We start from the raw sequence: 25,747 nt of genomic DNA, 5'->3' as shown, positions 1-25,747 counted from the left end.
CTCACCGCCTACTGTTGTGCCGCCTTCGCCCGTGGACGTTGGGCGATCGGCGCGCTTTCCGCCGACCCGGTGCCCTCTTTGGGTAGCAACCACCACACCATCGGGTATGCGGTGGCAAAGCCGAGCCACATCCCGGCCCACATGACAAGCCAGAACGCCATGGAGGCGGGGGAGTAACCCAACACGAATGCGACGAGCAGCATGGAGGCTCCCATGCCCACGTCGAACGCGACGATCGCGAGAACCGAGATGCGCGAGGCCGCCCACAAGCGCTGCCCCGCCGACCGGCTCCGGTCGGTCACCGACAGCGAGTGATACTCGAATGCGATCAGCAGCGGCAGCGCAAAAGCCGCGATCAGCAACATCATCGGCCACACGCCCTGACCGGCGATCGTCATACCGGTCCACATCACCAACGGCATGGCGATCATGTGGCCGACGAATGAGACGGCCCCGCCCGGAATGGTCTGCACGGCCGCCGTGGCCGGCAGCCCGAGCGAGGGCGGGCAACCGTGTTGTTGCTGCCAGTGTCGGGTGGCCGGCCGGGCCCAGCGGTAGTAGGCCCACCACGCCAGCGGACCGGCGTAGATGGCGGTGATCGGCCAGACTGCCTCCATGGCACGCAGCGGCTGCCGATAACCACCCACGTAGATATCCGCGAGCATGGCAGCGGCCAGGAGCGCGCCGAGGCCCGTCACGATCCAGGCTAGAAGCGTCACCCACTCGGGTGCGGGCATAGACATCATGATGTTGGTCCTTCCTGTGTCGGTGGGAGTCTGAATCCCGTTGGAATGCGGGTGAACTCGATCTGCGTCGTGGTCATGCCGGTTCAGGCGACGCCCTGCTGGGCGAGCAGGGTCTCTGCGAGCCGGGCGATCTCGTCCGCGCAGCCCCACGACAGGGTGACGCCCGCGCCGCCGTGTCCGTAGTTGTGCACGATCCGGGTGCCGGGTTCGATCTGCAGCCGCACGCCGCCTTCGCGGAAGGGCCGCAGCCCCACCCGCACCGGGTCGGCGGCGTCCAGTCGGGCTTCGCGCAGAATCGGTAGGAATTCCCTGCAGCGTTCGAGCATCTGCTGCAGCGGCGCATAACTATCCAGCCGAAGGTCGGTGTTGTACTCACCGGGTTCGACCAGGCCGCCGAGCAATAGCCGGTTGGCCCCGCGGGGAACGATGAAGACCATGTCTTGGTCGTCGGTCCTCGTATCGTTGGCCACTGCGTGGGCGGCGGTCACGCGGGCCATGCGGCTGCCGTCGTTGATCACCCGCAGCAGCGCGCCACGGTGGGAAACCATGCTGGTGTCGCCGGCCAGTTCGCGCGCTCCCAGCCCCGAGCAGTTGACGATCAGCTCGGCACCGTACTCGGCCAGCAGTTCGTCTTCCCGCTCGGCGAGCCGCCCCCGAATGGCGCGCCGACCGACGGTGACGCCCGCGGCCTCGGCCTGGCCGGCCAGCCAGGCCATATACCAGTCGGTATCGATGGTGGGTGCCAGGTACGAATAGGCGTCCACCACCCCGGCGCGCGGGCTGACGCCGTAGGCGGCAATCAATTCGGGGTCGTGCACGAACCCGGGAACGAAGCGTCCGACCTCGGTCATCTTCGTCAGCTCAGCCGGGTCCTCGTCGACCGGACGAGAGAAGTAGAAGACCGCCGGGCGCAGGCTGACGCCGGTGCGCGGGTCCGCGGCGAGCCGGGCGAAGCGAATGTAGGAGTACCTCGCCCACTCGGCGGAACGGCCCAACACGGCCTCATCGTGATGGCGGCCGCACACCGATGGCGGCCATTCCCACAAGGCTCCGGCCACCGTCGACACCGTGTCGACGCCGAACCGGTCGGCGATGACGACGACGCGCCAGCCTCGTCGGGCCAACACCAGCGCGGTGGTCCACCCGCTCACCCCGGCCCCGATCACCAGCGCGCCCGGCTGGTCCGCGCGCGCCGTCATGAGCGCGCCTCCCGCCGGTTGTCGGCATGGGCGTAGCGAAACTGCTTCGGGCATTTGGACAGAACAGAATTCATGGATCTCTCGTTTCTGGATCGGAGCGCCCCGCGAATCTGCGCGCGGCGAGAGTAAGGACGGCGGCGACCGGCCGACGGGGGAACCCACGACGGCTCGGCGCTGACCGATCAGATACGAGCGATGCAGAAGCGGGTCAAGATATTTCGACCCGAGCGGTGAAAGACGGAGCCGTCAGGTCGAGGCGGCCCCCGCGGCGCCGGGACCACCGGTGAAGCCAGTGAACCGGCCAAGACCAATGCCGAGACGACCAGGGCCAGTGCCACCAAATGGATTGTCGAGCACGCCTGTGCCACATGTTTGCAGGTCTGGTCCAGCGGCGAGCATGAGCCGCCCATCGGCGCCGGGTGCGCAAGCGTGGGCGCTCGCGGCCCGGCGGCGGCCGCCGGGAGGGACCGCGTCCCGGTAGCCGTCGCGCTCGCGGCCGGCAGGTGGCATCCCGCCGCGACACCCAGCGCCCAGAACAGGGCCACGACTGCGGTGGTGTAGCGCAGCCACTGGTTGGTGCGGGAGGTCTGCGTACGCATAACAGTGGCGATGCTATCACCCCCCGGGGGTATATGTCAGTGACTGCGCCCAGCCGAGGAGTATGCACCTGAGCTCTCGGCAATTTAGCTTGGTACAACACGCTTTTTCGAATCGCAGGAAACTGCTTGCCCGCTATTGTGCTCGCTCCCGGTACCCTAACGGGGTATCTTCAGCGGAAGGGGGTCATCCGCCCCGGGCTTCGATCATCGCCGAGCGATTGACCTTTGTTGCCGCGGTGCGGGGAATGGCATCGACGAACTCGACGGTCTTGGGGGCCTTATAGTGGGCGAGCCGGGTCTTGGCGTAGTCGATCACCTGCTCTTCGGTGAGCGCCGCGCCGTCGGCGAGCTGCACCACGGCGTGCACCCGGCGTCCCCATTGCGGGTCGGCGAGGCCGATGACGACGACGTCGGCGATGCCGGGATGGCCGGCCAACGCCGACTCCACCTCGGCCGGGAACACATTCGCGCCGCCGGTGACGATCATGTCGACGCGCCGGTCGACGATGTAGAGGTAGCCGTCCTCGTCCAGGTAGCCGATGTCGCCGGCGGAGCGGAAGCCGTCTTCGGTCGACGGCAGCGGCGGCGCACCCCCGACATAGCGTGAGCCCGCGCTCATCGGTGCGCGCAGATAGATCTCGCCGTGCTCACCGGGGCCCAGCTGGTGTGTTCCGGCGTCGAGGATCCGGATCTCGGTGTCGCGGAAACCGCGGCCGACGCTGCCCGGATGAGCCAGCCACTCATCGCCCCGCAAGGCGGTGAGGCCCAGGTTCTCCGTCATCCCGTATGCCGACACGATCTGCTCCGGGCTCAGCAGCTCGAACCAGGTGTGCATGAGCGACGGGGGCATCACGGCGGCGCCCTGCAGGATGAACACGATGCTGGACAGGTCCCGCTGTCGGACGTCCGGCCGGGCCGCAATACGCGCCAGCATCGTGGGCGTGGCGGTGAAGTTCGTGATCCGAAAGCGCTCGACCACATCCAAAACCAATGCTGCGTCGAATTTTTGGAGTATGACCAGATGGTCACCGGCCAGCAGGAAGAAGAAGGTGGCGAAGCCGTTGGTGTGGTACATCGGCGCGGGCACCATGATGGTCTGCGGCTGGGCCACCGGCGTCCAGTTCGACAGGAACGGCTCGCCGTGCTGGGGGGTCCAGAGCGACGGCGCCAGGCTGAGGATCACCTTCGGCACGCCGGTCGAACCGCTGCTGCAGATGCCGTTGACATTGGGGGAGACGGCCGCGGGCAGGGCGTCGGCGGGCTCGGCCGCCGCCTGCGACTCCAGGCGCCAGCGACTCGCCTCGTCGACGACCACCGCGGGGTTGATCACCTCGCGCACCCTGTCGCGCTCCCATTCGGGCAGGTCCCAGTGCATGGGCACGGGTACGGCACCGATCTTCCAGCAGCCCAGCGTGGCCAGCACGAGGTGCTCGGAGTTGGGGATCGCCAGTGCGACAAGGGAACCCGTCGCGGCGCCGTGGGCGGCCAGCGCCCGGCCCCACTGGTTGGCGAGGGCGTCGAGTTCACCGAAGGTCAGCGACTGTGTGGTGCCGTCGAGCGCGACGACGGTGACCCCGAGGTCATCCGGGCGCCGCTCGGCGAGTTCTTGCAGTTTGACGCCGAACGGGATTCCGTCGGCTAACGGGTTGGCCGTCACCTCGTCCGCGGCGGGTTTGGTCACGCCGATACCGGCCCGCTGAACAGCGTTTCCAGCGAGCCGTCCCGCACGTCGGGGATCAAGCGCAACGCGAGCGCCTCGGCGCCCAACGGCAGGCGGATCAAGGGCTGGGTATGCCGATCGAGCACGCTGATGTCGGACTCATCGCAGAAACCCAGGGCGCCGAGCAGTTGGTGGGCGGTGCGTAGCACCTGCCGCGCCGTCTCGGATGCCTTGAGCCGAAGAACGAGTGCGTCCGCCGAATGGACCTGTATGGGCAGCGATTCCGGCCGGCACACGGTGAACTTCGCCAATTCGTACAGTCCGCGCACGGCGACGGCGGCCTCCGCGACGGCGAACCTGACGGCCTGAAAATCCGCCAGCGGTTTACCGAACTGAATGCGGGCGCGCACGTGATCGGTGACGATGTGCAGCGCCTGCTGCACCGATCCCAGAATCCGCCATGATCCCAGCACGAGATGAAGGTTAACGTCACTCGCCGGAATGGTGCCATGGGGTTCCCCGAGGGAAGCGGGCACCAGGAAGGGGCCGAGTTTGGCGGCGGTCCGCTTCGCCGGCGTCGGGCGGTAGCGGGTGCCGTTCAGGTCGGCGGCGATCCATTCACCGGGCAGGTCGCCGTGGTCGATCCGCGGCGCCTCGGGGTTGACCAGGACAAGACGAGCCCCGTCGACTGCCAACAACTCTTCGACAAGGGGGTAAGGCAACGCGGTCGCGCCGGCGGCCCGGCACAGCACGGCTGCGGCCAGCAGGTCGTCGGGCACCGAGCGGACATCGAGGTCGAACGCGCCGACCTCGCTCAGGGCCGTCCGGGCGGCGTCCCGGACGCCGTCGTCGGTCTCGGCGCGCAACGCCGCCTGTGGGCCGCCCAGACGGGCGAATCGCTTGGCCGCGACCGCGGCGAAGTCGTTGATGTCTTGTGGTAGATCGGTTTTCATCGGTGTTCTCCCAACACGTCCCGGGCCACCAACATCTTCTGTACTTCGATGGTGCCCGACGCCACGGTGGCCGCTTGGGCATAGCGCCAATGGTCCTCGATCGCCCCGTGCAGCGCCGCGCCGGAGCCGCTGTCCAGTGCGATCGGACCCAGCACGTCGAAAAGCAGTTCGGCGACCTGCTGGTCGCACGTGGTGGTGGCGATGCGGGCCGCGCTGGCCGCCGCGCCCGCCGCCGGATCATCCTGCAGAGACACCGCGCGATAGGCCAGCAGCCGGGCCACCCGTAGGTCGACGAGCGCCCGCACCCACCGCGATCGCAGCGACTCGGGCAGCGTGTCCCAGTCGTCGCCGAGTTGGGCGCGCATCCGCTCGAGCAGCGACTCGCACCGCGCGTAACGGGCGATGCCGACGCGCTCGAACGCCAGCGCTTCGCGCATCACCCGCCAGCCGTCGCCGACCTCGCCGAGGACGTCGCCGGGAAACGCCGGTACGCCGTCCAAGAACATCTCGTTGAGGTGGTGCGGCCCCAGCATCGATCCGATGGGCCGGACGGTGAAGCCGGGCCGGTCCATCGGGATCAGGAACAGGGTGAGCCGCTTGGGCTTTGGCGCCCCGGGATCGGTGCACGCCGCCAGCACACACCACGACGCCATCAGCGCGTACGACGTCCACACCTTCTGGCCGGTGATGCGCCAGCCGTCCCCGTCCCGGACGGCGCGGGTGCGTAACGAGGCGAGGTCGGTGCCGGCCTCCGGCTCGGAGAAGCCCTGACACCAGATCACGTCACCGGCGGCGATGGCCGCCAGGTGCTTGGCCTTCTGTTCGGCTGTTCCGTAACGCATCAGTGCCGGGCCCACCCAGTTGATGCCCATGTATTGCGGGCCGCGGGGCTCGTGCTGCGCCCACATCTCCTCGCGCAGCACGGTCTGCTGCCACACCGAACCGCCGCCGCCCCCATGCTCTTTCGGCCACGCCAGCGCCAGTAGACCCTCCGCGGCGAGCAGCTTGCAGAACGTTTCGGTGGTGGCGAGATCCCGCGGGTTCTCGGTGCAGGCCCCGAGGAAGTCGGCGGGAATGTGGTTGGCCACCAACTCTCGCAGGTGTTTGCGCAACTCCGCGGCATCGTCCCCGAGGTCGTAATCCATCGTCGTCATCCCTTCGGCAGCCCGAGCACCCGCTCGGCGATGATGTTGCGCTGGACCTCCGATGTTCCGCCGTAGATGGTCGCGGCCAGCGCGTCCTGGCGTTCGAAGAGCAGGTCTGGGTCGCTGAGCGATTGCATTCCCGCGGTGGCGGCGGCCAGCTCCCAAACGCGCTGCAAGGTAACCGATCCGAGCAGCTTCATGGTGTCGGCTTCGGGGCTCGGTCGCCCCGCGAGTTCGTTGCCCAGGGCGCGGTATCCGGTGGCCCGCAACGCTTCCGCGTCGGCGAGCAGGGAACCGAGCTCGGTGCAGGTATCCGCCGTCGGCTGCGCTCGGCGTACCGCGTCGAGGCCGCGCTTGATCTCGACCCAGTTCATGATCCAGATCATCTGGCGTTCGTGGTGCAGCGAGGACAGCGCGACGTTCCACCCGCCGTGCAGCGGCCCCAGGAGGTTGTCGGCGGGCACCTCGACATCGTCGAGGAAGACCTCGCAAAACGTCTCGTCGGAGATTGACGCCATCCGGATGGGCTCGATGCGCACCCCGGGGGAGTGCAGGTCGAGGATGAGGCAGGAAATGCCGCGGTGTTTCGGCGCCTCCGGATCGGTGCGCGCATACAGGGTGCACCACCGCGACTCGTGGGCTTGGGTGGTCCAGATCTTGTGTCCGGTCACCCGGAAGACGTCCCCGTCCCGCTCGGCCCGCGTGCGCAGCCCGGCGAAATCCGATCCCGCTTCCGGCTCGGACATGCCGAGGGCCCACCATTCGTCACCGCGCAGCAGCGGTACCAGCAGGCGGTCGACCTGGGCGGGCGTGCCGAATTGCCGGATCCCGGGTGCGGCGACGTTGGGGCCGGCGATGTTGGGCAGCTTGGGCGCCGACCGCAGCGCCGCCTCGATCCTGACTTCCATCGCGTCCCGCAACCCCAGGGACCGGCCGCCGTGCTCCCGCGGCCAGGTCGGCTGGATCCATCCGGCCTCGAACGCGGCGCGCTGGTAGTCCCGCCGCAGTTTCAGGTCCCAGCGGTATTGCCGATAGTTGGCGTAATAGTCCTTCGGCAGGAAATCGGTCAGCCAGGCGCCGAATTCCTCGGTGGGCGAGATCATTTCGCGCTTCCCGCGAAGCGGCGACCTACCTCGTGGTAGAGCGCCCGGCTGTCTCCCAGCATCGCGCCGGCCTGCCATGCGTGCCGGACGTAGAGGTGGGCGTCGTGCTCCCAGGTCTGCCCGAGCGCACCGTGCACCTGGACCGCGGTTCTGGCGCAGTTGACGGCCGCATCGCCCGCCGCCGCCTTGGCGAGTGCCGCGCTGGTCCAGGCGGCGGCCGGGGACGTGGTCGGATCGGCCAGCCGGGCGGCCGCGGCGTAGGTGAGGCTGCGCGCGCGCTCCAAGCCGACGTAGTTGTCGGCGAGCGCGTGTTTGATTCCCTGGAACGCGCCGATCGGCGCGCCGAACTGGCGGCGCGTCTTCGCGTGTTCGACGGCGCGGTGCAGGGCGGCGCCGGCCACGCCGACCAAATCAGCGGCCACTGCCACCAACGGCCGCGTCAACGCAGTTTCGCTATCGACGGGCGCGATGGCCACCGGCTCGGCGTCGACCTCCACGTCCGCAAGCGGTTGCGCGGGGTCGGTCGACTCGCCCGCGATCACGGTCACCCCGTCGCCGCAGCGAACGGCCGCCACCACCGTGCCGTCGGGGGCGGTGTCCGTCCGCGCCAGCGTGACGAGCAGATCGGCCCGGGACAGGTTGGGGACCGCGACCGCCCGACCCCGCAGCCGTCCGCCGTGCAGCGCCATCGGCGCACCGGCCAGCCGGGATCCCCTGGCATGCACCGCCAACGTGGCGACGGCTCCGCCCGCGATCTCGGCGAGGACCGCGTCCAGGCCGGCAGGCCGCAATGCGCCGGCGGCCAGACCGACACTGCTCAGCAGCGGAATCGGTGCCAGTGCGGCGCCGCATTCCTCGAGCACCACCGCGAGCTCGACCGGCCCGTAGTCGCCGGCCTCGGCGAGTTCCGTCCAACCGAGGTCGACAACCGTCTTCCACAGCGCGCGCCAGCGTTCCGGATCCGTGAACGCTTGCCGGGCTGCATCGGCCGGGCACTCCGTGCGCAGGATGTCGCGCACAGTGTCGCGCAGCGACAGCTGGTCCGCGTTCAGTCCGACATCCATAAGACCCCTAACATAATAAAAATAGTAAACTAGCGGCCCGGTTGGCAATCGCACGGCAACATACGCATAGGTGGGTGCATGGTCGAGTGGTATTTGTTCCTGCCGCAGGTGCGGCTGTCGACGGCCGACATCGTGGAGCGGGCGCGCCGCGCCGAGGCCAGTGGCTTCGACGGCATCGCGTTCATCGACCACCTCGAGGCGCCCGGTCTGCCCGATGAAAGCATCTGGGAGGCAATGGGCATCGCGGGCTGGGTGGCGGCCAAAACCGAGCGGCTGCGGATCGGACACCTGGTGCTGTGCGACGCATTCCGCCACCCCGCTGTGCTGGCCAAGCAAGCCGTCACCCTGTCGGACGTATCGCAGGGCAGATTCGAGCTGGGTCTGGGCGCGGGGTCCTGGCCCGCGGAATTCGCCAGATTCGAGGTGGGCCAGCAGGATCCGGTGGCCAGGGTGGAGCAACTCGGGCACCACCTCGACTTGATCAGACGGTACTGGGGCGACGATCCGCAGGGCGGTCCCGTTCCGCAAGCCCCCCGGCGGTCGCATCCGATACCGCTGGTCCTGGGCGGCACCGGGTCCAGGATGATGGAACTCGTTCGCAGGCACGCGGATTGGTGGAACGTGCCGGCCAACCACCTCGACAAGTTGCCCAAGCTGGCGCCCGCCGCGGGGACGGCCCGGGTGTCGGTCCAGCAGATGGTCGGGTTTGTCCGGGCGGGCGGCGACCCGGACAAGGTGCGCGAGGTCAGCGCGCGGCGATTCGGCAACCTCGGGTCGGGGCTGGTGTGCGGCGACGCCGGCGAGCTGATCGCACACTTCACCGGCCTGGCCGCCCAGCGGGTCGAGCGGTTCTACGTGTGGTTCGCCGACTTCGCCGTCCCCGATTCCCTGCAGGAATTCGGCGAGACGGTGATCAAGACGTTCCCCGCCGCCGGCGACGGGCCTCCGTAGGCACCACCGGTGGCCGGGCGTACGGCCCGCGCTGCACCGCGCTCAGCCGGATCTCCGGCAGATCCACCGACGGGTCGACGGTGTCCAGCCAGGCGACCGCGTCCGCCACTTCCGAGACCCGAATCGCGTACATCTCGAAAGGAACGTCCTGCAGCATCTCGGTTTCCACCGGGCCGGGTGTGACGATGTGGACGCTGATGCCGTCGCGGTCGACTTCGGCCGCCAGGGCCCGTGCGAATGCGTTCATGCCGGCCTTCGATGCGGAGTAGGCGGTCCGCGCCATCATCGGTTCGTGTGCCGCCGACGAGGAGATGAACACGAACCGCGAACCCGGGCGCATCCGTGGCAGCGCGGCGGCGGTCACCACGAAGCACGAATCCAGGTTGGCCGAGATGATGGTTCGCCATTGTTCGAACGTCTGCTTGCGCGCGTAGGTTCCGCCCAGCGTGCCCGCGGCGTGGACGACGAGGTCGATCGTCTCCAATGCGCTTGTCGCAGCTGCGAACGCCTCCGGGTCCGACGCGTCGGCCACGACGTGGCGGGCACCGATCTCCTCGGCGGCCGCACGCAACGGCGGCTCGCGCCGCGCCGCCAGCACTACGTCGTAACCCAGCTCGACCAGCTTGCGGCCGCACCCCTTGCCGATCCCGCCGCTGCCGCCGGTGACCAATGCGGTTCTCAACGGCCGCCGCTTACGGTTGCCGGAAATCCCGCGTCCGCGACAAGGCTTGCGGCGACAACGCGTGGATCCGTTGATCGGAACGATCGGAGAGCACGTAGGTCTGGGTGTCCGCGAGGTGGCGACCGGCGATGCGGCGCGCCCGGTCGACGTCACCCTCCGCGATGGTCTCGGTCAGCTTGACGTGCGTGCTGAGCACCGCGCGGCGTTGGGCCAACGAGGGGTAAGTACCGCGCGCCGCGCTCTCGTCCGCCCACTGCTGTTCGTGGCTGGTCCACAGCGTCTCCAAGCTGCCGACCACCGCGATGATGGTGTGATTGCCGCAGCCACGCACCACCAGATCGTGGAATTCCCGGCCGATTTCGGTGAACAGCCCACCGTCCTCGATGTTTTCGGCCATGGACTCGTTGAGCCGGTTGAGCTCCGGCACCAAGGTGTCCGCCCGGTCCGGCCGCCGCGCGGCCAGGGCGGCGCACGCGGGCTCGAGTTCCTGCAACGCCATGCCGAGGTCGGCGACCGCCACGGACTCGCTCTGCAACAACAACCCCAGCATGTACGCGGCGCTGGTCTTCGCCGGGGCGTGCACGACGGCCCCGCCGCGGTTACCCCGCCGGACCGAAACCAGGCCCTCGGTTTCCAGGATCCGCAGCGCTTCGCGCAGCGAAACCAGGCTCACGTTGAACTGGTCGACGAGCACCTCTTGGCGCGGCAACAGATCGCCGTCGGCGAGCTCGCCGTTGATGATCTGGCGGCGCAACTCGTCGGCTACGATTTCTGCGATCCGCGGCGCCGACAATCGGCGACGGGCGTCCTGCCCAATTCCCAAGGCGGTCATCCGATCCTCGATGCAAAGCAACTCGCTGGCTTAGCTATTTTAGCAGTAATGGTATAAATAGCTTCTTCGATCGCGCGTCGGTCGGGAGGGCGGGTACAAGTGAGCGAGCGGTCCGAAAGCCGGCCCACACCGCTGCGTGACGTGCGTGTCGTAGAGATCAGCGACCGGATAGCCGGCGACTACTGTGGGAAGCTGCTGGCCGATGCCGGGGCGGAAGTATGCAAAGTCGAACCGCGGCAAGGGGATTGGCTCCGGCGGTACTCCGCCACCGGGTCGGTGATCGGCGACGGGGCGAGTTCGCCGTTTTTCGCCTACCTCAACTCCGGTAAGCGCAGCACCACGCACCCCGCAGCCTCTGAGCGTCTTTCCGGCTTGCTGGCCGCCGCGGACGTCGTGCTGGTCACGGCCGGTCGGGCCCGGGCGGCGGCCCTGGGTGTCGACCCGCAGCGGCTGCTGGCAGCCTCCCCGGGCGCCGTCATCGTCACGATCTCCGACTTCGGGTGGACCGGACCGTACGCCGACCGGGCCGCCAGCGAGTTCACGCTGCAGGCGTGGGCGGGCTCGCCGGGCTTCCGGGGCGATCCCGCCGGACCTCCGATCTCCATCGGCGGCGACCTGGGGGAGTACATGGGCGGCGTGTACGCCGCGTTCGGGGCGCTGGCCGTGCGCCGCCGCGTCGAGCGCGGCGGCCCCGGTGAGCACCTGGATCTGTCCATGCTGGAGGCGATCACCGCCATGCAGAGCAGCGAATGGCTGCACTCCCAGCTGCTGCGGGTGCCGCCGATCCGCCGCACCCTCGAAGTGCCCTCGATCGAGCCCGCCAAAGACGGCTACGTCGGGATCACCATGGTCACCGGCCAGCAATGGCTGGACTTCGTCGCGATGGTCGAATGTCCACAGCTCGAGGAGATCGAGCAGCTGCGGTTCCAGATCGGCCGGTGGGCCTACCGCGACCTGATCCGCGAACAGATCCGCCCCTGGCTGGCCGAACGGACGGTCGAGGAGATCGTCGAACTCGGCCAACTGTTCCGGCTGCCCATCGCGGCGCTGGGTAACGGCTCCACGATCCGGGATATGGAGTACGTGACCCGGCGCGGGGCCTTCGTTCGCAACCCCGCCGGCTTTCACCAGCCCCGGCCGCCGTGGCTGATGTCGGCGTGCGCGCCAGCGCCGACCGGGGCAACCCCCGCTCTCGGCGGGGCCAACGATGAGACCCCTTGGCCGCCAAGGACGCCCGGGGACGGCCCGGCTCCGCGCACGTTACCCCTGGCCGGCGTGCGCATCGTCGACCTGACCGCGTTCTGGGCCGGTCCCGCGGCAACCCATCTGCTGGCCGCGTTCGGCGCCGACGTCGTCAAGGTGGAATCCATCCAGCGACCCGATGGGATCCGCTATTCGGGTGGCATGCGCACGGATGTCGACGATTGGTGGGAGTACGGCTGGGTGTTCCACGCCATGAACACCAACAAGCGTTCGGTCACGCTCGATTTGGGCTCCGAAGACGGGCGCCGCCTGTTCACCGGGCTGGCCGCCGGCGCCGACGTGGTCATCGAAAACTTCTCCCCACGGGTGATGGACCATTTCGGCCTGACCGCCGACATGCTGCTGAACGTCAACCCCGAACTCGTGGTTGCCCGCATGCCCGCGTTCGGGCTCGACGGGCCGTGGCGGGACCGGGTCGGATTCGCCCCCACCATGGAGCAGATCGCCGGACTGGCCTGGGTGACCGGGCTGCCCGACGCGCCGCCGGTGACCCCGCGGGGGGCCTGCGACCCGCTGGCCGGCGTGCACGCCGCGTTCGCCGTGCTGGCTGCGCTGAACTTCGCCGACCGGACCGGATCGGGGCAGCTCGTCGAGTTGCCGATGCTCGAAACGGTGCTGAACGCCACCGCGATCCAGGCGATCGAATCCGAGGTCTTCGGCGTGACGCTGACCCGACGGGGCAACCGCGGGCACGGCGACGCGATCCAGAACATCTACCGGTGCGCCGGCGAGGACAACTGGATCGCGGTCACCGTGCGCGACGATCGGCAGTGGCGCGCGCTGGTCGAGCTGATGGGTCGACCGGCCTGGTGCGACGAGGAGCTCTCCACCGTCGCGGCACGGCGGCACAGGGCCGACGACGTCGATCGCCGGCTGGCGGAGTGGTTCGCCGACCTGCCCCTCGACGCGACGGTGGAGCAATTGGCCGGCGCAGGCATTCCCGCCGCGCCGGTGGTTTCGCCGTCATTGGTCGCCGATAACCCCCAGCTGCGGCACCGCGGATTCTTGGAGACCCTGCACCACCCCAGCACCGGTGCGGGCCTTTATCCCTGCCCTCCGTTCGCCCGGCTGGCCGGCCAGGACAACTGGCTGCTGCGGCCACCGCCGCGATTGGGCGAGCACAATGAAGACGTACTGCGCGATCGGTGCGGGCTGACCGACGACGAACTGACGCGCCTCGCAACCAGTGGGGTGATCGGGACCCGACCCAAGGGCCTGTGAGAAGTGGAGGGCATCTGATGCGCGTGATAATCGACGAAAACCTTTGTGAGGCCAACGGTTTCTGCGAATCGCTGGCGCCGGACGTCTTCGAACTCGGGGACGAGGACGTGGTGCAGATCGCGGACGGCCCCGTGCCACCGCGGCTCGAGATCGACGTGCGCGCCGCGGTGGATCAGTGTCCCAAGGCCGCGCTGCGGCTGATCGAGTGACTCGCCCCGAAGGCGAGCGCCGGGGCGGCGCAAGTATTGGGGCACCTCCCGCTTGCGGGGAAGGTCGGGCAATCAGATCGAGCCGCCCTGCACACGTCGGCGGTGCGCCTTAGAGTGTGTGTATGTCGTTGCGAGACATGGCTCGGTACGCCGCGATGCGGCCATACTTCGACGTTGTCGCCGAGGGCTTGAAGGGTCTGGTCGACGGTGCCGACTTTTTCGACATGCATGCCGAGGACGTGATGGTTGAATTCGTCATCACCGTCCCGGACTACCCGCGCACGGTCGTGGGGCGAGAGGCGCTGGCCGAGCTCTACGCTGACTACGGCGATTCGATCGTTCAGAGTCACAGCAGTGACGTGTACCGCTACTACGACCCCGAGAAGTCGGTGGTCATTCTGGAGTACACCATGCACGGCACCGTGGTGAAGACTGACGCGCCCTACGTCAACCGGTTCGTTTCGGTGATCAAGGTCAAGGATCGGAAGATCGCGCACTGGCGCGACTACCTGGACCCCTTGGCGGTTCTCGCGGCTTTCGGGGATTCGCCGGCACCCTACTGATTTATCGCCTCTCGGTCACCGAGATCGGCATCGCGTCGTAGATCGACATGTTGGTGGTCAAATTCGGGTAAGCCACCCGTGCCGGGCCGATTTCGATGTCGTCGCAGCGCAACAGCAACTCGTCGAAGACCGCGCGGAGCTCCGCGCGGGCCAGCATGGCGCCCAGGCAATGATGCGGCCCGCCGCCCCCGAAGGCGACGTGCGGGTTGGGTTGACGGCCGATGTCGAACGTGAACGGTGAGGAGAAGACCTCCTCGTCGCGGTTCGCCGATCGCAGCATCGACACCACCCGTTCCCCCTGCGCGATGTGCTGGCCGTCCATCTCCACATCGATCTTCGCGGTGCGCGTCCAGTACGCGACCGGTGAGGCCCAGCGCAGCACCTCCTCGATGGCACTGGGCCGCAGCGCTTCCTGCTCGCGATAGCGCTCCATCTGGTCCGGATTCGCCATGAACGCCTGCAGCCCGATCGCCAGCGCGTTCTTGGTGGTGTCGCTGCCGGCGAACGCCAGCACGAAGAAGAAGAACTCGAGTTCGTTGGCGGGCAGGCTGAACTGCTCGCCGTCTGCGCCGGTGATCACCGCGGTCGCCAGCGTGCTCCAAATGTCATCGGTGGGGTTGCGCCGCTTCTCTGCGGTCAGCTCCATCGCGTAACTGAACACCGATGCGAAGAGGTCGAGCTCTGCCCGCCCGCTCGGGCCCGCCTCCGGCGCAAGCACCTTCAGGATGCGGTCGAAGATGTCGAATATCCGCGGCCGGTCCTCGTCCGGGATTCCGAGGATGTCGCCGATCACCGTCATCGGTAGTGCGTCGGCGACGTCCTCGATCCAGTCCCCGCCGCCCTTGGCGAGCAGCGCATCGATCATTCGCGCCGCACGCGCCCGGATGCCGTCCTCCAACTTGGCGATCGCCCGCGGATTGAACGCGTTGGAGATGAGTTTGCGGCGCTTGTTCAGGTCCGGCGGGTCCATCGTGATGATCGTCGGGGACGCCGAGAACATGGCTACCGGCTGGATGAGCGGGCCATCGGCCGCGGTGAACGACTCGGTGTCGCGGTGCAGGCGGACCGCGTGCCGGTGTTTGGTCGCCACCCAGAAATCACGGTGCACGGTCTGGGCCACGCCCGGGGTCAGGCCGTGGCGGAAGATCGGCCGGCTGCTCCGTAACTCCGCGAACAGTTCGTCGGGAAAGCCGTTGCGCCACAGGGCGAAGTCGGAAAGGTCCACTGCCGCAGCCGTCATGCGATACCCCACTTCTGCCAGGGCGCGTTAGCGCCGCGTTGACGTTCAATGCTTAAAATAGTAAAAATAGACCTTGTCGTCGAACCTTGGTGAGTGAAGGGCGGCCCGGTTGCGCTCGGCTCGCCTTGGTCTGGGCGGGATATGGAGAGCTGGTGACGCATACAATTTCGGACCCGGCGTCGGATTCGGCCGGAGACCCCTCGGAACGCGAGTTCGGTTCGGCCGGCATCGCGCTGTCGAGCTACCGGTTCCCGACGGGCTGGTTCATCGTGGCCTTCGGCTCCGAGGTGGCCGCCGGCGCCGTCAAGCGGGCGCACTACTTCGGTGAAGAGCTGGTCATCTTCCGCACCGAGACCGGCCGGGTGCACGTGATGGACGCCTATTGCCAGCACCTGGGCGCCAACCTCGGCGTCGGCGGGACCGTGGAGGGCGAGAACATCGTCTGCCCCTGGCACGGCTGGCAATGGCGCGGCGACGGCAGCAACGCGGTGATCCCCTACAGCAAGATCGGCTGCAAGAACAACGTCCGCATCCGCACCTACCCCAGCATGGAGTGGTACGGCTTCATCCTCGCGTGGCACGAGCGGCACGGCCGCGCGCCGTACTGGCAGCCGCCGGTGCTGCCCGAGCTGGAGACCAACGAGTACTACCCGTTGCACCCGCACACCCAGATGCTCAACCGGGTGAAGGTGCACCCGCAGATGATCATCGAGAACGCCGCCGACCCGTACCACGTGCAATACGTGCACAAGGCCGCCAATCCGGCGACCACCGCGTCCTTCGAGGTGTCCGGGTACCACTTGCACGCCACCGTCAACGCGCATTTCGGCGGTGGCCGCGCGTCGACCTGGCTGACCCCCAACGGGCCAGTCGACGCCAAGATCATCTACGACAACTACTCGCTGGGACTGGGGGTCGTCCGCTTCCCCAGCGAATTGGTGGCCACGGTCCAGGTCACGGGGCAGACGCCGGTCGACGAGGACTACACCGATTACTTCTACACCCAGGCTTCCGTCCGCGAGCCCGGCGACACGGGCGACGTGCCGACCGGTCGCGCAGCGAAATTCCTGGCGCTGCAACAGGAAGTCATCAAACAAGACTTCTTCACGTGGGAGAACATGAAGTACCTGGAGAAGCCGAACCTGGCTCCCGAAGAGGCCCACGACTATGCCGCCCTGCGCCGGTGGGCGCACCGCTTCTACCCGGGCGCGCAGCCGTCGCCGTCCGACTTCGGCTACACCGCCGACGGTCAGCCGGACCCGGCGGCCGCGAAAGCCTGAGCGGAAGCCCCGGAGGCCTCATGTGTCCCGACCGGAGCGGACCTCCCGGGCCCGCCGATTTCGGTGTCGAGGGCTTCACCGTGCCGGCCGTGCTCGATCGGCGTTCAGAACAGCATCCCGACCGCGTGATGATGTCGATCGCGGGCGTCGACGTGACCTTCGAGCAGATGCGGCAGCGGTCGTGCGCCGCGGCGAACATGCTGACGGACTTGGGGGTTCGGCCCGGGGATGGCGTGGCCCTGTTCACCGGCACTTGCCCGGAATGGGTCTACTTCTGGCTGGGCGCGGCGCGCCTCGGCGCCGTGAGCGCCGCCGTCAACGCCGCGAACAAGGGGGACTTCCTGCTGAACGCCCTGCGGCTCTCGCAGGCGAAGGTCGTCCTCACCGATGCCGAGCGCCGGCCCCGGCTCGACGAGGTGGCCGGCGCGTTGGACGCCGCGCCGAGCGTGGTGGCCCGGGGGGACTCACTCGAATCGGCGTTGAGCCGAGACGCCGGCGCACCGCTCGCCGTCACTGCCGCCGCGGCGACCGACGTGGGATGCCTCTTCTACACCTCCGGTACCACCGGGCCGTCGAAAGCGGTTGCCACGACGTGGCATTACCTGTTCACGGTGGCCGCGACGGTCGCGTCGGCCTGGGAACTGGGTGCGGGGGAGGTGCTGTGGACGGCGATGCCGCTGTTTCACCTCAGCGCGGCGCCCAGCGTCCTGGCCCCGATGCTGCTCGGCGCGACGACCGTGCTGGCCGAGGCGTTTCATCCCGCCAAGGTGTGGGACGAGGTACGCGCCCGCGGTGCCGTCGGCTTCGCCGGTGCGGGCGCCATGGTGTCGATGCTGCGCAGTCTGCCCGCGGATCCGCGCGATGCCCAGCTTCCGTTGCGATTCATCTCCGCGGCTCCGATCGGCGCCAAGGACTACCGCGACATCGAAAAGCGATACGGCTGCCGCATTGTCACGATGTACGGGATGACCGAGGCGTTTCCGATCGCCGTCAAGGCCCTGGCCGACGACGGCGTGCCCGGAACGTCGGGCCGGCCGAATCCGCATTTCGACGTGCGCATCGTCGACGAGAGCGGCGAGCCGGTGCCCGTCGGCGCGGTGGGGGAGATCGCCTGCCGGCCCCGGCACCCGCACGTGATGAGCGACGGCTATGTCGGCCCGGGCTTGCAGGTGATTCCCCACCCGGAATGGTTTCGCACGGGCGATCTCGGCCGGTTCGACAGCGAGGACAACCTGACGTACGTCGACCGCAGGAAGGATTCGCTGCGCCGGCGCGGTGAAAACGTTTCCTCGGTGGAAGTGGAAACCGTTGTCATGCAACATCCCGCCGTGGCCGAAGCCGCCGCCGTCGGGGTGCCCAGCCCGTTGGGTGAAGACGACATCCTGGTGGCCGTCACGTTGCGGCCGGGGGCCACATTGGACTACCCGGAGCTGCTCGACTTCTGCGCGGCCCGGATGCCGTACTTCTGCGTGCCGCGATTCGTGGAGATCGTCAGCGAACTTCCCAAGAACGTCATCGGGCGGGTACGCAAAGACCTGTTGCGTGTGCGGGGGGTGACTCGAGAGGCGTGGGATCGTGAAGCTCAGGGCTATATCGTTAGCCGGTAAGTTACGTTAATGTTACGTAGTCGTCGGCAAGTTACTTTAGCGTTACATCCGTCCGCTCGTTGGCAGTCGTTTTCCGGGAGAGGCTGGAGACCAAAATGACGATGTCCTATCAGGAACAGCAAATGCTCCTGGCCGCCGCCGCCCGCGCTGCCATCCTGGATTTGAACGCCCGGCACAACCGGGCATATTCCAAGGGCGACCGGGACCGCTGGATCGCCACCTTCCGTCACTCCGGGGCCACCTACACCCGCGACGGCGATACCTTCGACGATCTGCGCGCCGCCTTCGACGGCGGCGACGGTCAGCGGTTGGTGACGGTCGATCACGAGATCCGCATCGACGGAGTCAACGCCGTAGGGCGTTGCGTTGTCTTGCTATTCGCCAGCATGTACGGCGACACCACCCTGCGCGCGACCGGGGTGTTCAAGGATGCCCTGGTCTACGAGCGCGGCGGCTGGTACTTCACTTCGCGCCAGCTGCAATGGGATTCGGTGCCCAGTCGGCATCCGCTCGTTATGTGAGCGGCGTGGACCCGGATCTCAGTTACCAGCTGGCCTTCGGCACCTACGAAGATGCGCTGCGAATGGTCGGCGCGACGAGCGAGCCGCGCGTCGCGGCCACGGCGGTCAGCGGCGCGCGCATCCAGTTGTTCGCCGCCATGGTCCACGACCGCAATCGCTCTTACTGGGACGCCGAGTTCGCCCGCCGGAAATGGGGAGGGCTGCTAGCGCCCCCGGCCCTGCTGATGGGCTGGTTGATCCCTCCGCCCTGGGAGCCACAGGGCAGGCCGCCGGCGGCGTCCCTGGTGCTGCGGGTGCCGCTGCCTGGCACCACGTTCATCAACGCGGCCAACGATGTCGAGTTTCTGCACCCCATCGTCGAAGGCGATCTGCTCGCCGTCGTCGAGGAGCTGGTGTCGGTGTCACCGGAGAAGCGGACCCGGCTGGGTGTCGGCCATTTCGTCGAGACGCTGGAGACCTACCGGCGCCAGGACGGGACGGTGGTCGCCACGTGCCGGAACACCCTGTTTCGTTTCACACCTGGGGCGTCCCCGTGACCGGCGACGATCTCGACTTCGACGAGATCACCGTGCCGGTCGAGCTGCCGGAGCTGGTCGACCACATCAGCTACCAGCGAGTGGTGGAGAACGCGGGTGCGACCTGGGACTACTTTCCGGGGCACTTCGATCCTGAATACGCGCGGCGCCAAGGTAATCCGACCATCTACGTCAACACGATGCATCTCGCCGGCTTCGCGGACCGCGTCGCGACCGACTGGGCGGGGCCGAGCAGCCGCGTGGTGCGCCGATCCTTGAGGCTGATGGGCTCGATCTATGCCGGCGACACCATGATCGGCCGGGGCCGCGCGGTGGCCAAACGGCGCGACACGTCGGTGCACCCACCGCGCTGCCTCGTCGACATCGAGATCCAAGTGACCAATCAGCATGGCGCGCTGTGCTGCCCGGTCGAGCTCACTCTGCAGGTGCCCGAAGTCGGCGCAGCGGCGACGGATTGACGTAGGGGAACTGCCGGCCGATATCGCCGGTGCTATCGCAACGGGGAATCGCCGCATGCCCCCTGATGACATGCGTCACCGACAGCGTTTATAGCGGCGGCAGTTGCCCTTTGCATACCAGCGTCTGGAGTTCGACGTACTCGTGCAGGCCCTCGGGGCCGAATTCGCGCCCGATGCCCGACTGCTTGAAGCCGCCGAACGGGGCGCCGATGTCGAGGGTGTACATGTTGATGCCGTACGTCCCGGTGCGCACCCCCGCCGCGATTTCCAAGCCGTGCGCGATGTCGGAGGTCCACACCGAACCGGCCAGACCGTAGTCGCTCTCGTTGGCGATCCGGATCGCGTCGTCCTCGTCGCGGTAGCGCAGCACGGTCAAGACCGGACCGAAGATCTCCTCCCGCGCGATGCGCATGTCGTTGGTGGCGTCGGCGAACAACGTTGGCTGCACGTACCAGCCGCGCGGCGCCGGGCTGTCCTGGCCGCCGAGGACGACGCGGGCCCCTTCGGCCTGGCCGGACTTGATGTAGTCCTGGACGCGGCGCTGTTGGCGTTGTGCGACAAGGGGTCCGATGTCGGTGGCGTCGTCGGCCGGATCGCCGACGTTGAGGGCCGACATCATGTCGGCCAGCGCGTCGATGACCTCGTCGTGCCGGCGGTCGCTGACCAGGATCCGGGTCTGCGCGACGCACGCCTGACCGTTGTTCATCAGGCCGGCGGTTTTCAATCCGGCCACCGTCTTGCCGATGTCGGCGTCGTCGAGGATGATCGCCGCGGACTTGCCACCCAATTCCAGGCTCACCCGCTTGAGTTGTTCGCCGCACAGGGCGGCGATGCGGCGCCCGACGGCGCTGGATCCGGTGAACGCGATCTTGTCCACGCTCGGATGCCGCACCAGCGCCTCGCCGATATCGGGTCCGCCGGGCAGCACCGAGACGACCCCGTCGGGCAGGTCGATCTGCTCGATCATTTCCGCCAACCACAAAGCGTCCAAAGGGGTTTCAGGCGCGGGCTTGATGATGACGGTGCACCCCGCGATCAATGCCGGGATCAGTTTGGGCATGATCAGGAACTGCGGGACGTTCCATGGCACGATCGCGCCGACCACCCCCACCGGGGCCCTGCGCAGGTGCACTTCGCCGAGCACGCCCTGGCGCCTTTCCTGCCACGGAAAGTCGCGCGCGGCGGCCAGCGCCAGATGCATCAACGACGCCGCGGCCGCCGACTGGCCCAGCCGGCTGAAACTACGCGGTGAGCCCATTTCGTCGGTGATCAGGTCGGCCATGTCCTCGATGTGGCCGGCGTAGATGGTGGCGAGCTGTTCGATCTTGCCCATCCGCTCGGCGTGGGTCATCCGCGGCCATGGGCCGTGGTCGAACGCGTGTCGCGCGGCGGCGACGGCGGCGTCGACGTCCTCGGGCCCGGCCACCTGGACGTGGCCGACCGGTTCTTCGGAGTGTGGGGAGATCACCGCGAGCTGCTGGGGGTTGGCGGGCTTGCGCCAGTGCCCCCCGATGAAGAGTTCGTTGTAGGACCGGTGGCCGGCGTTTTCTGTCATCCGGCACCTCCTCGAGGGTCGGGCGCAATGCGACAGGGACCGGGATTTCGCTATTGACGCTAACATAGCGAAAAAAGGCAGCGAGGCCCATATGACCAGCGATTGGCGCAGTTACCCCTTCCAGTTGGTGCCCGGCGACAGCCAGCTGGACTTCCCCGCCGCCGAAGGCGACCACCCGGACCAGGAGTCGGACACCTGGTTCATCGCCGGGCAGCTGGATGCCGCCGAGGCCGACCGGTCTTTCGCCTTCCTGACCATCTTCAACAAGAACCGGCCCGGCGGCGCCGTGGTCGCCGACTTCTACACGATGGCGCTGTTCGATCTGGATTCCGGCGATTACGGCACCTACACCGATTACGACATGCCGCCGGCCAATCTGGAGCCCGGAGCGCGGCGCAAGCTGACCCTGGCGACGGGGCATCTCGACATCCACTACGCCAGCGGGGCGGGCACCGCGTCCTGGACCACCTGCCGCGACAACGAAGGTGGATTGCTGCCCTACACCTATCGCGTCAGCCTGGTCGGCGAGGACCAGTCGGGGCGGCCCATGCGGCTCGACCTGGCCGTAACCCCAACGCGCGCACCGACGCCGGTGGGTGCGTCGACGTACAACGGAAAGATCTGCTGCTTCGGCCAGACGGAGACCTATTCGTATTTCCAGACGGGGATGGCGATGACGGGCACCCTGCGCTGGGGCGGTGTGGTCCACCAGGTTTCCGGCAACAGCGGCCATATCGACCGGCAGTGGTTCCCGAAGTACGCCGGCGGCGGTGGGACCGGGGGAGACCCGCGGGCCCGATCCCACGAATGGCGCACCATCAACTTCGACAACGGCGTGGACGTGAGCATCTGGCGGCAGTTCGACCGCACCAACCGCAATGCGCTGCAGCCGTTTACGGGGGTGACGATGAGTCATCCCGATCCGGCCGTGCCGCCGGAATGCGCCGAGGACGTCGAGGTGGAGATCAGCAGCTACGTGCGGTGGCCGGACGCGGTGCAACCGCTGGTGCGGCCGCACGCCGCGGCCCGCTACATGCCGGACCGCCATCGGATCACCAGCCGCACCATGCAGCTCGACATCGTCGGAGAGCCGCTGGTGCCCGCTCCCGCGCACGGGCTGCCCATCGAATACATGGAGGGCCCATACCGCTACCGCGGAACCCTCTGGGGTAAGCCCGTGACCGGCTTCGCCTTCAACGAACGCTCCCTGGCCCTGTACCGCGACTGGGAGCTGGTCGAGGTGCTCGCCACCACCGTCGCGAACATGGAGCCCGCCGACCGGGACATGCAGATGGCCGCGGCTCTGCTGGTGCAGCTGCTGGCCCGCGGCCGTCGCAGCGAAGCGGTCGGGCTGTTGACCACGGTGCGCCCCGCTCAAAGTGACGCGCTGGCAACGCTGTTGGACGACCTCGTGGCGGTGCTGTCCGCCGAGGGGTCACGCCAGGACGGCTGACCCGGCTAGCGCCCGCGCCCAGGAGTTGTGGCGATGCTGCAGCCCGGGTTCGTTGCGGCCGAACAGCAGGTGGTCCCTGGCGCCGGACTCGAGGTTGGCCTGCAGGCTTTCGACCAGCCGGTAATCCTCGTCGCGCACCGTGGCGTGCGCGTAGTCGAACACCGCTTGCGCGCCCGCGGCCACCGATTCGTCGGAAAGGTCCAGCGGGGTGGAATTCTGGTGCACGGTGATCGATCTTCCCGGCCGGTCGCCGGGGTAGATCCGGAACAGTTCGCCGTTGGCGATGGTCACCGACAGCACGATGTTGGGAAACAGCGCGTAGATCACGACCATGTTCTGGAACGGATTCCACTGCTCTTCGGGGACTCCGTCGAGCTCCAGGATCGCGTTGAGCGGGAAGATCAACCGGTGGTGCGGTCCGAACGCGTCGAAAACCGTGCAATTGCTGCGGGCGATGGTGGCGAAGGTCTGCCGGTGCACGGTGGCGAAATGGTAGTTCTCCGAGAAGGTGTCGACCGCGAGCTTCCAATTGATCGGACAGTCGAGCACCTTCTCGCCCAGCGGCGACCACCGCCCGATGCCCCACGAATCGAGCTCGTCGGCCAGGGGGCCGAGGTGCGCGGCGATGTCCAGCGCTGCGCCGGGTTGCAGTGCGACCCAGAGGAATCCGGCGAACTCGGCGGCCGGAAGTTCGGTCAGGCTGGCGGCCCTCACGGTCACGTCCGCAAAACCCTCACGGCCCGGCAGGCCGACCAGCCGCCCGTCGTTGTCGTACGTCCACGCGTGATACGGGCACGTGAACCGCTTGGCGGTGCCGCAACCCGTCGCCACCTGCGACTGCCGGTGCAGGCAGACGTTGTCGAACGCTTTGACCGATCCATCGGCCGTGCGGGTCAACAGGATCGACCGCCCCATCACCGTCTTCGTGCAGTAAGCGCCCGGGCCGGGCAGCTCCGAGACGTAGCCGACCAATTGCGGGCCGGCCATCACCATCGCCCGCTCCCGCTCGTGGCGCTCGGCCGACGTGTAGGCCTGTGCCTCGACCCGGTGTACGTCTGGGGCGAGATCGGTGGTCTTGTCGCGCGCCAGCTTCAGGGCGCGGCGCGTGAGGTCGATGAGTTGGTCGCGTTCCATCTGCCCAGTACAGACCTTGCGACAGTTGTAAGGTCAAGGAGTGCCTGACCGGTTGCTGATCGGCGACGTCACGGCCCTGACCGGGATCGCTTCCGGTCGCATCCGCCACTACGAAAAGGTCGGGTTGCTGCATGCCGAGCACCTGTCCAACGGCTACCGGGTCTTCGGCGTGGAGCAGGTGCTCGACCTGCTGCGCATCGACCTGATGCGAAGTCTCGGCGTCAGCATCAACGACATCCAGCGCTTGGTCGCCGGTGGGCGTGCCTCGCTCGCGGGCGTGCTCGACGAGCACCGGACCCTGCTGCTGCGTCAGCGCGACCGGCTGGATCAGTTGATCGCGGCCATCGACCGATCCCGCGTCGCATCCCGCGCCGCCACGGACTGCCCGGACGCCGACGTCAACGAGGACATCCTGCGCACGCTGGCGACGACGCACCGCGACAGCATCGGCGTCATCGGGCGGCTCAGCGCGCCGCTGTCGGCGCCCGTCGCCGCCATGTACGCCGACCTGTTCGACGAGTGGGACCTGCCCGTTCCGGCGCTGTTCGGGCAGATGGTCCTGCCGCCGGCGGCCAGCACCCTGCTGGCACAACTGGCCGAGACGCCGGGACGCCGGGTGCTGTTCGACCGGTTGCGCAACCTGGCCGGCGACGTGATCGGGTTGGGTGACGATCGGGTGGCCGCGACGGAGCTTGCCCGCAGCTGGGTCGATCGGCAGCTCACCGATCCCCTGCCCGACGACGTCGTCGGCGTGCTTCGCGCGGTGCGGCCGTCGCTGGAACGTGACCCGGTGATCGTGCAGGGATTCCGGGCCTGGGCGGGATCCATCAACCCGGCGGCCGCGCACTTCCTCGACGAGATCGCCCGTCAGACCGCTCATCGGAGCCTGGAGGCCGTGAGTGTCATCGTGCTGCCCGCGGCGAGGCCGAGCCAAACCGGCGATGCGGCACTGTGATGCAGATGTGACCAGTGTGGTCAACGAGTCGGATGGGGTTCCTGTCGTACTCTGGCGCTTGTGTCATCGGTTTCGCGACGCGACCTACTCAAATGGGCTGCCGCGGGCCCTGCCTTGGTGGGCCTGGGTGTCGCGGGTGCGGCGCTGCACCCGGCGCCCGCGTCGGCGTCGCTGGGCACCCTGCTCGACTACGCGGCCGGCGTCATCCCCGCCAGCCAGATCCGGGCCGCCGGCGCCGTGGGCTCGATCAGGTATGTCTCCGACCGGCGTCCCGGGGGCAACTGGATGCTGGGCAAGCCGATCCAGGTCGCCGAGGCGCGTGACCTCAACAGCAATGGGCTGAAAATCGTCTCCTGCTACCAGTACGGCAAGGGCAACACCGCCGACTGGCTGGGCGGGGCCAATGCCGGAATCCAGCACGCGCAGCGCGGCATGCAACTGCACGCCGCCGCGGGCGGGCCCGCCAGCGCGCCGATTTACGCCTCGATCGACGACGACCCGTCCTATGACCAGTACAAACAGCTGATCGTGCCCTACCTGCGGTCCTGGGAGTCGGTGATCGGTCATCAGCGCACAGGTGTGTACGCCAATTCGAAGACCATCGACTGGGCGCTGCACGACGGTTTGGGGTCTTACTTCTGGCAGCACAACTGGGGCTCGCCCAAGGGGTTCACCCACCCGGCCGCCCATCTGCATCAGGTCGAGATCGACAAACGCAGCGTCGGCGGGGTCGGGGTGGACATCAACGAGATCCTCAAGCCGCAATTCGGGCAATGGGCGTAGCCCGGCGGCTTGTTCACCGCGCGCCGCTCGCCCGC

The 25,747-nt window shown here is 68.0% G+C and carries 25 protein-coding genes; 12 read left to right on the top strand and 13 right to left on the bottom strand.

Features of this window, described 5'->3' with window-relative positions; all coding sequences use genetic code 11:
• Positions 1-8: 8 nt before the first annotated feature.
• The 8 genes from AWC03_RS03475 to AWC03_RS03445 form a co-directional block, all read right to left on the bottom strand.
• Positions 9-737 (bottom strand): DUF4396 domain-containing protein, encoded by a 729-nt coding sequence (locus AWC03_RS03475; protein WP_244275200.1) that lies wholly within the window; start codon positions 735-737, stop codon positions 9-11.
• A 92-nt stretch (positions 738-829) separates the two neighbouring features.
• Positions 830-1,945, bottom strand: coding sequence for an FAD-dependent oxidoreductase (locus AWC03_RS03470; protein WP_085239125.1), 1,116 nt, complete (start codon positions 1,943-1,945; stop codon positions 830-832).
• 182 nt (positions 1,946-2,127) lie between these two features.
• A complete protein-coding gene (gene lpqS / locus AWC03_RS26730; protein ID WP_141659194.1) occupies positions 2,128-2,544 on the bottom strand; it encodes a putative copper homeostasis (lipo)protein LpqS in 417 nt (138 codons plus the stop codon).
• Positions 2,545-2,728: 184 nt separating this feature from the next.
• On the bottom strand, positions 2,729-4,225 hold the full coding sequence (locus AWC03_RS03465; protein WP_085239124.1) for a class I adenylate-forming enzyme family protein: 1,497 nt from the start codon (positions 4,223-4,225) through the stop codon (positions 2,729-2,731).
• The gene (locus AWC03_RS03460) at positions 4,222-5,157 is read right to left on the bottom strand and encodes an acyl-CoA dehydrogenase family protein (protein ID WP_085239123.1); all 936 of its coding nucleotides are present in this window, start codon (positions 5,155-5,157) and stop codon (positions 4,222-4,224) included. Before AWC03_RS03460 ends, AWC03_RS03465 begins: the two co-directional genes overlap by 4 nt.
• A complete protein-coding gene (locus AWC03_RS03455) occupies positions 5,154-6,311 on the bottom strand; it encodes an acyl-CoA dehydrogenase family protein (protein ID WP_208859349.1) in 1,158 nt (385 codons plus the stop codon). Before AWC03_RS03455 ends, AWC03_RS03460 begins: the two co-directional genes overlap by 4 nt.
• Entirely contained in the window at positions 6,308-7,405 is a 1,098-nt protein-coding gene (locus AWC03_RS03450) for an acyl-CoA dehydrogenase family protein (protein ID WP_085239122.1), read from the bottom strand. The genes AWC03_RS03455 and AWC03_RS03450 overlap by 4 nt, the downstream gene beginning before the upstream one ends.
• Complete coding sequence (locus tag AWC03_RS03445; protein WP_085239121.1) at positions 7,402-8,469, bottom strand: acyl-CoA dehydrogenase family protein; 1,068 nt, start codon at positions 8,467-8,469, stop codon at positions 7,402-7,404. The genes AWC03_RS03450 and AWC03_RS03445 overlap by 4 nt, the downstream gene beginning before the upstream one ends.
• Positions 8,470-8,547: 78 nt before the next feature.
• Between AWC03_RS03445 and AWC03_RS03440 the strand changes: the two genes are divergently transcribed.
• Complete coding sequence (locus tag AWC03_RS03440) at positions 8,548-9,420, top strand: LLM class flavin-dependent oxidoreductase (protein ID WP_085239120.1); 873 nt, start codon at positions 8,548-8,550, stop codon at positions 9,418-9,420.
• On the opposite strand, the gene AWC03_RS03435 is transcribed toward AWC03_RS03440, so the two are convergent.
• Together AWC03_RS03435 and AWC03_RS03430 are read right to left on the bottom strand one after the other, a co-directional pair.
• Positions 9,383-10,102, bottom strand: coding sequence for an SDR family oxidoreductase (locus AWC03_RS03435; protein WP_085239119.1), 720 nt, complete (start codon positions 10,100-10,102; stop codon positions 9,383-9,385). The two genes, AWC03_RS03440 and AWC03_RS03435, sit on opposite strands and share 38 nt — an antisense overlap.
• A 10-nt stretch (positions 10,103-10,112) precedes the next feature.
• Complete coding sequence (locus AWC03_RS03430) at positions 10,113-10,934, bottom strand: FadR/GntR family transcriptional regulator (protein ID WP_085239118.1); 822 nt, start codon at positions 10,932-10,934, stop codon at positions 10,113-10,115.
• 99 nt (positions 10,935-11,033) lie between these two features.
• On the opposite strand from AWC03_RS03430, the gene AWC03_RS03425 reads away from it, so the two are divergent.
• The 3 genes from AWC03_RS03425 (at position 11,034) to AWC03_RS03415 (ending at position 14,190) form a co-directional block, all read left to right on the top strand.
• Positions 11,034-13,418, top strand: coding sequence for a CaiB/BaiF CoA-transferase family protein (locus AWC03_RS03425; protein ID WP_211279203.1), 2,385 nt, complete (start codon positions 11,034-11,036; stop codon positions 13,416-13,418).
• 17 nt (positions 13,419-13,435) lie between these two features.
• Positions 13,436-13,627, top strand: a complete 192-nt coding sequence (locus AWC03_RS03420) for a ferredoxin (protein ID WP_085239116.1) — start codon at positions 13,436-13,438, stop codon at positions 13,625-13,627.
• Between the two features lie 122 nt (positions 13,628-13,749).
• A complete protein-coding gene (locus AWC03_RS03415; RefSeq protein ID WP_085239115.1) occupies positions 13,750-14,190 on the top strand; it encodes a nuclear transport factor 2 family protein in 441 nt (146 codons plus the stop codon).
• A gap of 1 nt (position 14,191) precedes the next feature.
• On the opposite strand, the gene AWC03_RS03410 is transcribed toward AWC03_RS03415, so the two are convergent.
• Positions 14,192-15,430 (bottom strand): cytochrome P450, encoded by a 1,239-nt coding sequence (locus AWC03_RS03410; protein WP_085239234.1) that lies wholly within the window; start codon positions 15,428-15,430, stop codon positions 14,192-14,194.
• A 152-nt stretch (positions 15,431-15,582) separates the two neighbouring features.
• On the opposite strand from AWC03_RS03410, the gene AWC03_RS03405 reads away from it, so the two are divergent.
• The 5 genes from AWC03_RS03405 (at position 15,583) to AWC03_RS03385 (ending at position 19,832) form a co-directional block, all read left to right on the top strand.
• Positions 15,583-16,710, top strand: coding sequence for an aromatic ring-hydroxylating oxygenase subunit alpha (locus tag AWC03_RS03405; RefSeq protein WP_090420820.1), 1,128 nt, complete (start codon positions 15,583-15,585; stop codon positions 16,708-16,710).
• Between the two features lie 20 nt (positions 16,711-16,730).
• On the top strand, positions 16,731-18,317 hold the full coding sequence (locus AWC03_RS03400; protein WP_085239113.1) for an AMP-binding protein: 1,587 nt from the start codon (positions 16,731-16,733) through the stop codon (positions 18,315-18,317).
• A gap of 95 nt (positions 18,318-18,412) precedes the next feature.
• The gene (locus AWC03_RS03395) at positions 18,413-18,838 is read left to right on the top strand and encodes a nuclear transport factor 2 family protein (protein WP_085239112.1); all 426 of its coding nucleotides are present in this window, start codon (positions 18,413-18,415) and stop codon (positions 18,836-18,838) included.
• A gap of 62 nt (positions 18,839-18,900) precedes the next feature.
• Positions 18,901-19,374 carry a MaoC family dehydratase gene (locus tag AWC03_RS03390; protein WP_208859392.1) on the top strand — a complete coding sequence of 158 codons (474 nt, stop codon included), beginning with the start codon at positions 18,901-18,903 and terminating at the stop codon, positions 19,372-19,374.
• Positions 19,371-19,832, top strand: a complete 462-nt coding sequence (locus AWC03_RS03385; protein ID WP_085239111.1) for a MaoC family dehydratase — start codon at positions 19,371-19,373, stop codon at positions 19,830-19,832. The genes AWC03_RS03390 and AWC03_RS03385 overlap by 4 nt, the downstream gene beginning before the upstream one ends.
• Before the next feature lie 88 nt (positions 19,833-19,920).
• Here AWC03_RS03385 and AWC03_RS03380 read toward each other — a convergent pair whose 3' ends face one another.
• Positions 19,921-21,387, bottom strand: coding sequence for an aldehyde dehydrogenase (locus tag AWC03_RS03380; RefSeq protein ID WP_085239110.1), 1,467 nt, complete (start codon positions 21,385-21,387; stop codon positions 19,921-19,923).
• Between the two features lie 91 nt (positions 21,388-21,478).
• Here AWC03_RS03380 and AWC03_RS03375 point away from each other — a divergent pair, with 91 nt between their 5' ends.
• Entirely contained in the window at positions 21,479-22,840 is a 1,362-nt protein-coding gene (locus tag AWC03_RS03375) for a lipocalin-like domain-containing protein (protein WP_085239109.1), read from the top strand.
• Here the strand turns inward: AWC03_RS03375 and AWC03_RS03370 are convergent.
• Complete coding sequence (locus tag AWC03_RS03370) at positions 22,823-23,974, bottom strand: aromatic ring-hydroxylating oxygenase subunit alpha (RefSeq protein ID WP_085239108.1); 1,152 nt, start codon at positions 23,972-23,974, stop codon at positions 22,823-22,825. The genes AWC03_RS03375 and AWC03_RS03370 overlap by 18 nt on opposite strands.
• A 40-nt stretch (positions 23,975-24,014) precedes the next feature.
• Between AWC03_RS03370 and AWC03_RS03365 the strand changes: the two genes are divergently transcribed.
• Positions 24,015-24,929: a MerR family transcriptional regulator gene (locus AWC03_RS03365; RefSeq protein ID WP_085239107.1), complete on the top strand. Its 915-nt coding sequence runs from the start codon at positions 24,015-24,017 to the stop codon at positions 24,927-24,929.
• Between the two features lie 60 nt (positions 24,930-24,989).
• A complete protein-coding gene (locus AWC03_RS03360; RefSeq protein ID WP_085239106.1) occupies positions 24,990-25,712 on the top strand; it encodes a glycoside hydrolase domain-containing protein in 723 nt (240 codons plus the stop codon).
• Positions 25,713-25,747 lie beyond the last annotated feature (35 nt).

Source organism: Mycobacterium europaeum, assembly GCF_002102155.1.
GTDB lineage: Bacteria > Actinomycetota > Actinomycetes > Mycobacteriales > Mycobacteriaceae > Mycobacterium > Mycobacterium europaeum.
This window is presented reverse-complemented; position numbering and strand designations above follow the sequence as displayed.

Coding starts and splice junctions, on each gene's coding strand:
- AWC03_RS03475 (WP_244275200.1), bottom strand. CDS start 737: ATGCCCGCACCCGAGTGGGTGACGCTTCTAGCCTGGATCGTGACGGGC.
- AWC03_RS03470 (WP_085239125.1), bottom strand. CDS start 1,945: ATGACGGCGCGCGCGGACCAGCCGGGCGCGCTGGTGATCGGGGCCGGG.
- lpqS (WP_141659194.1), bottom strand. CDS start 2,544: ATGCGTACGCAGACCTCCCGCACCAACCAGTGGCTGCGCTACACCACC.
- AWC03_RS03460 (WP_085239123.1), bottom strand. CDS start 5,157: ATGAAAACCGATCTACCACAAGACATCAACGACTTCGCCGCGGTCGCG.
- AWC03_RS03455 (WP_208859349.1), bottom strand. CDS start 6,311: ATGACGACGATGGATTACGACCTCGGGGACGATGCCGCGGAGTTGCGC.
- AWC03_RS03450 (WP_085239122.1), bottom strand. CDS start 7,405: ATGATCTCGCCCACCGAGGAATTCGGCGCCTGGCTGACCGATTTCCTG.
- AWC03_RS03445 (WP_085239121.1), bottom strand. CDS start 8,469: ATGGATGTCGGACTGAACGCGGACCAGCTGTCGCTGCGCGACACTGTG.
- AWC03_RS03440 (WP_085239120.1), top strand. CDS start 8,548: ATGGTCGAGTGGTATTTGTTCCTGCCGCAGGTGCGGCTGTCGACGGCC.
- AWC03_RS03430 (WP_085239118.1), bottom strand. CDS start 10,934: ATGACCGCCTTGGGAATTGGGCAGGACGCCCGTCGCCGATTGTCGGCG.
- AWC03_RS03420 (WP_085239116.1), top strand. CDS start 13,436: ATGCGCGTGATAATCGACGAAAACCTTTGTGAGGCCAACGGTTTCTGC.
- AWC03_RS03415 (WP_085239115.1), top strand. CDS start 13,750: ATGTCGTTGCGAGACATGGCTCGGTACGCCGCGATGCGGCCATACTTC.
- AWC03_RS03410 (WP_085239234.1), bottom strand. CDS start 15,430: ATGACGGCTGCGGCAGTGGACCTTTCCGACTTCGCCCTGTGGCGCAAC.
- AWC03_RS03400 (WP_085239113.1), top strand. CDS start 16,731: ATGTGTCCCGACCGGAGCGGACCTCCCGGGCCCGCCGATTTCGGTGTC.
- AWC03_RS03395 (WP_085239112.1), top strand. CDS start 18,413: ATGACGATGTCCTATCAGGAACAGCAAATGCTCCTGGCCGCCGCCGCC.
- AWC03_RS03390 (WP_208859392.1), top strand. CDS start 18,901: ATGGTCGGCGCGACGAGCGAGCCGCGCGTCGCGGCCACGGCGGTCAGC.
- AWC03_RS03380 (WP_085239110.1), bottom strand. CDS start 21,387: ATGACAGAAAACGCCGGCCACCGGTCCTACAACGAACTCTTCATCGGG.
- AWC03_RS03375 (WP_085239109.1), top strand. CDS start 21,479: ATGACCAGCGATTGGCGCAGTTACCCCTTCCAGTTGGTGCCCGGCGAC.
- AWC03_RS03370 (WP_085239108.1), bottom strand. CDS start 23,974: ATGGAACGCGACCAACTCATCGACCTCACGCGCCGCGCCCTGAAGCTG.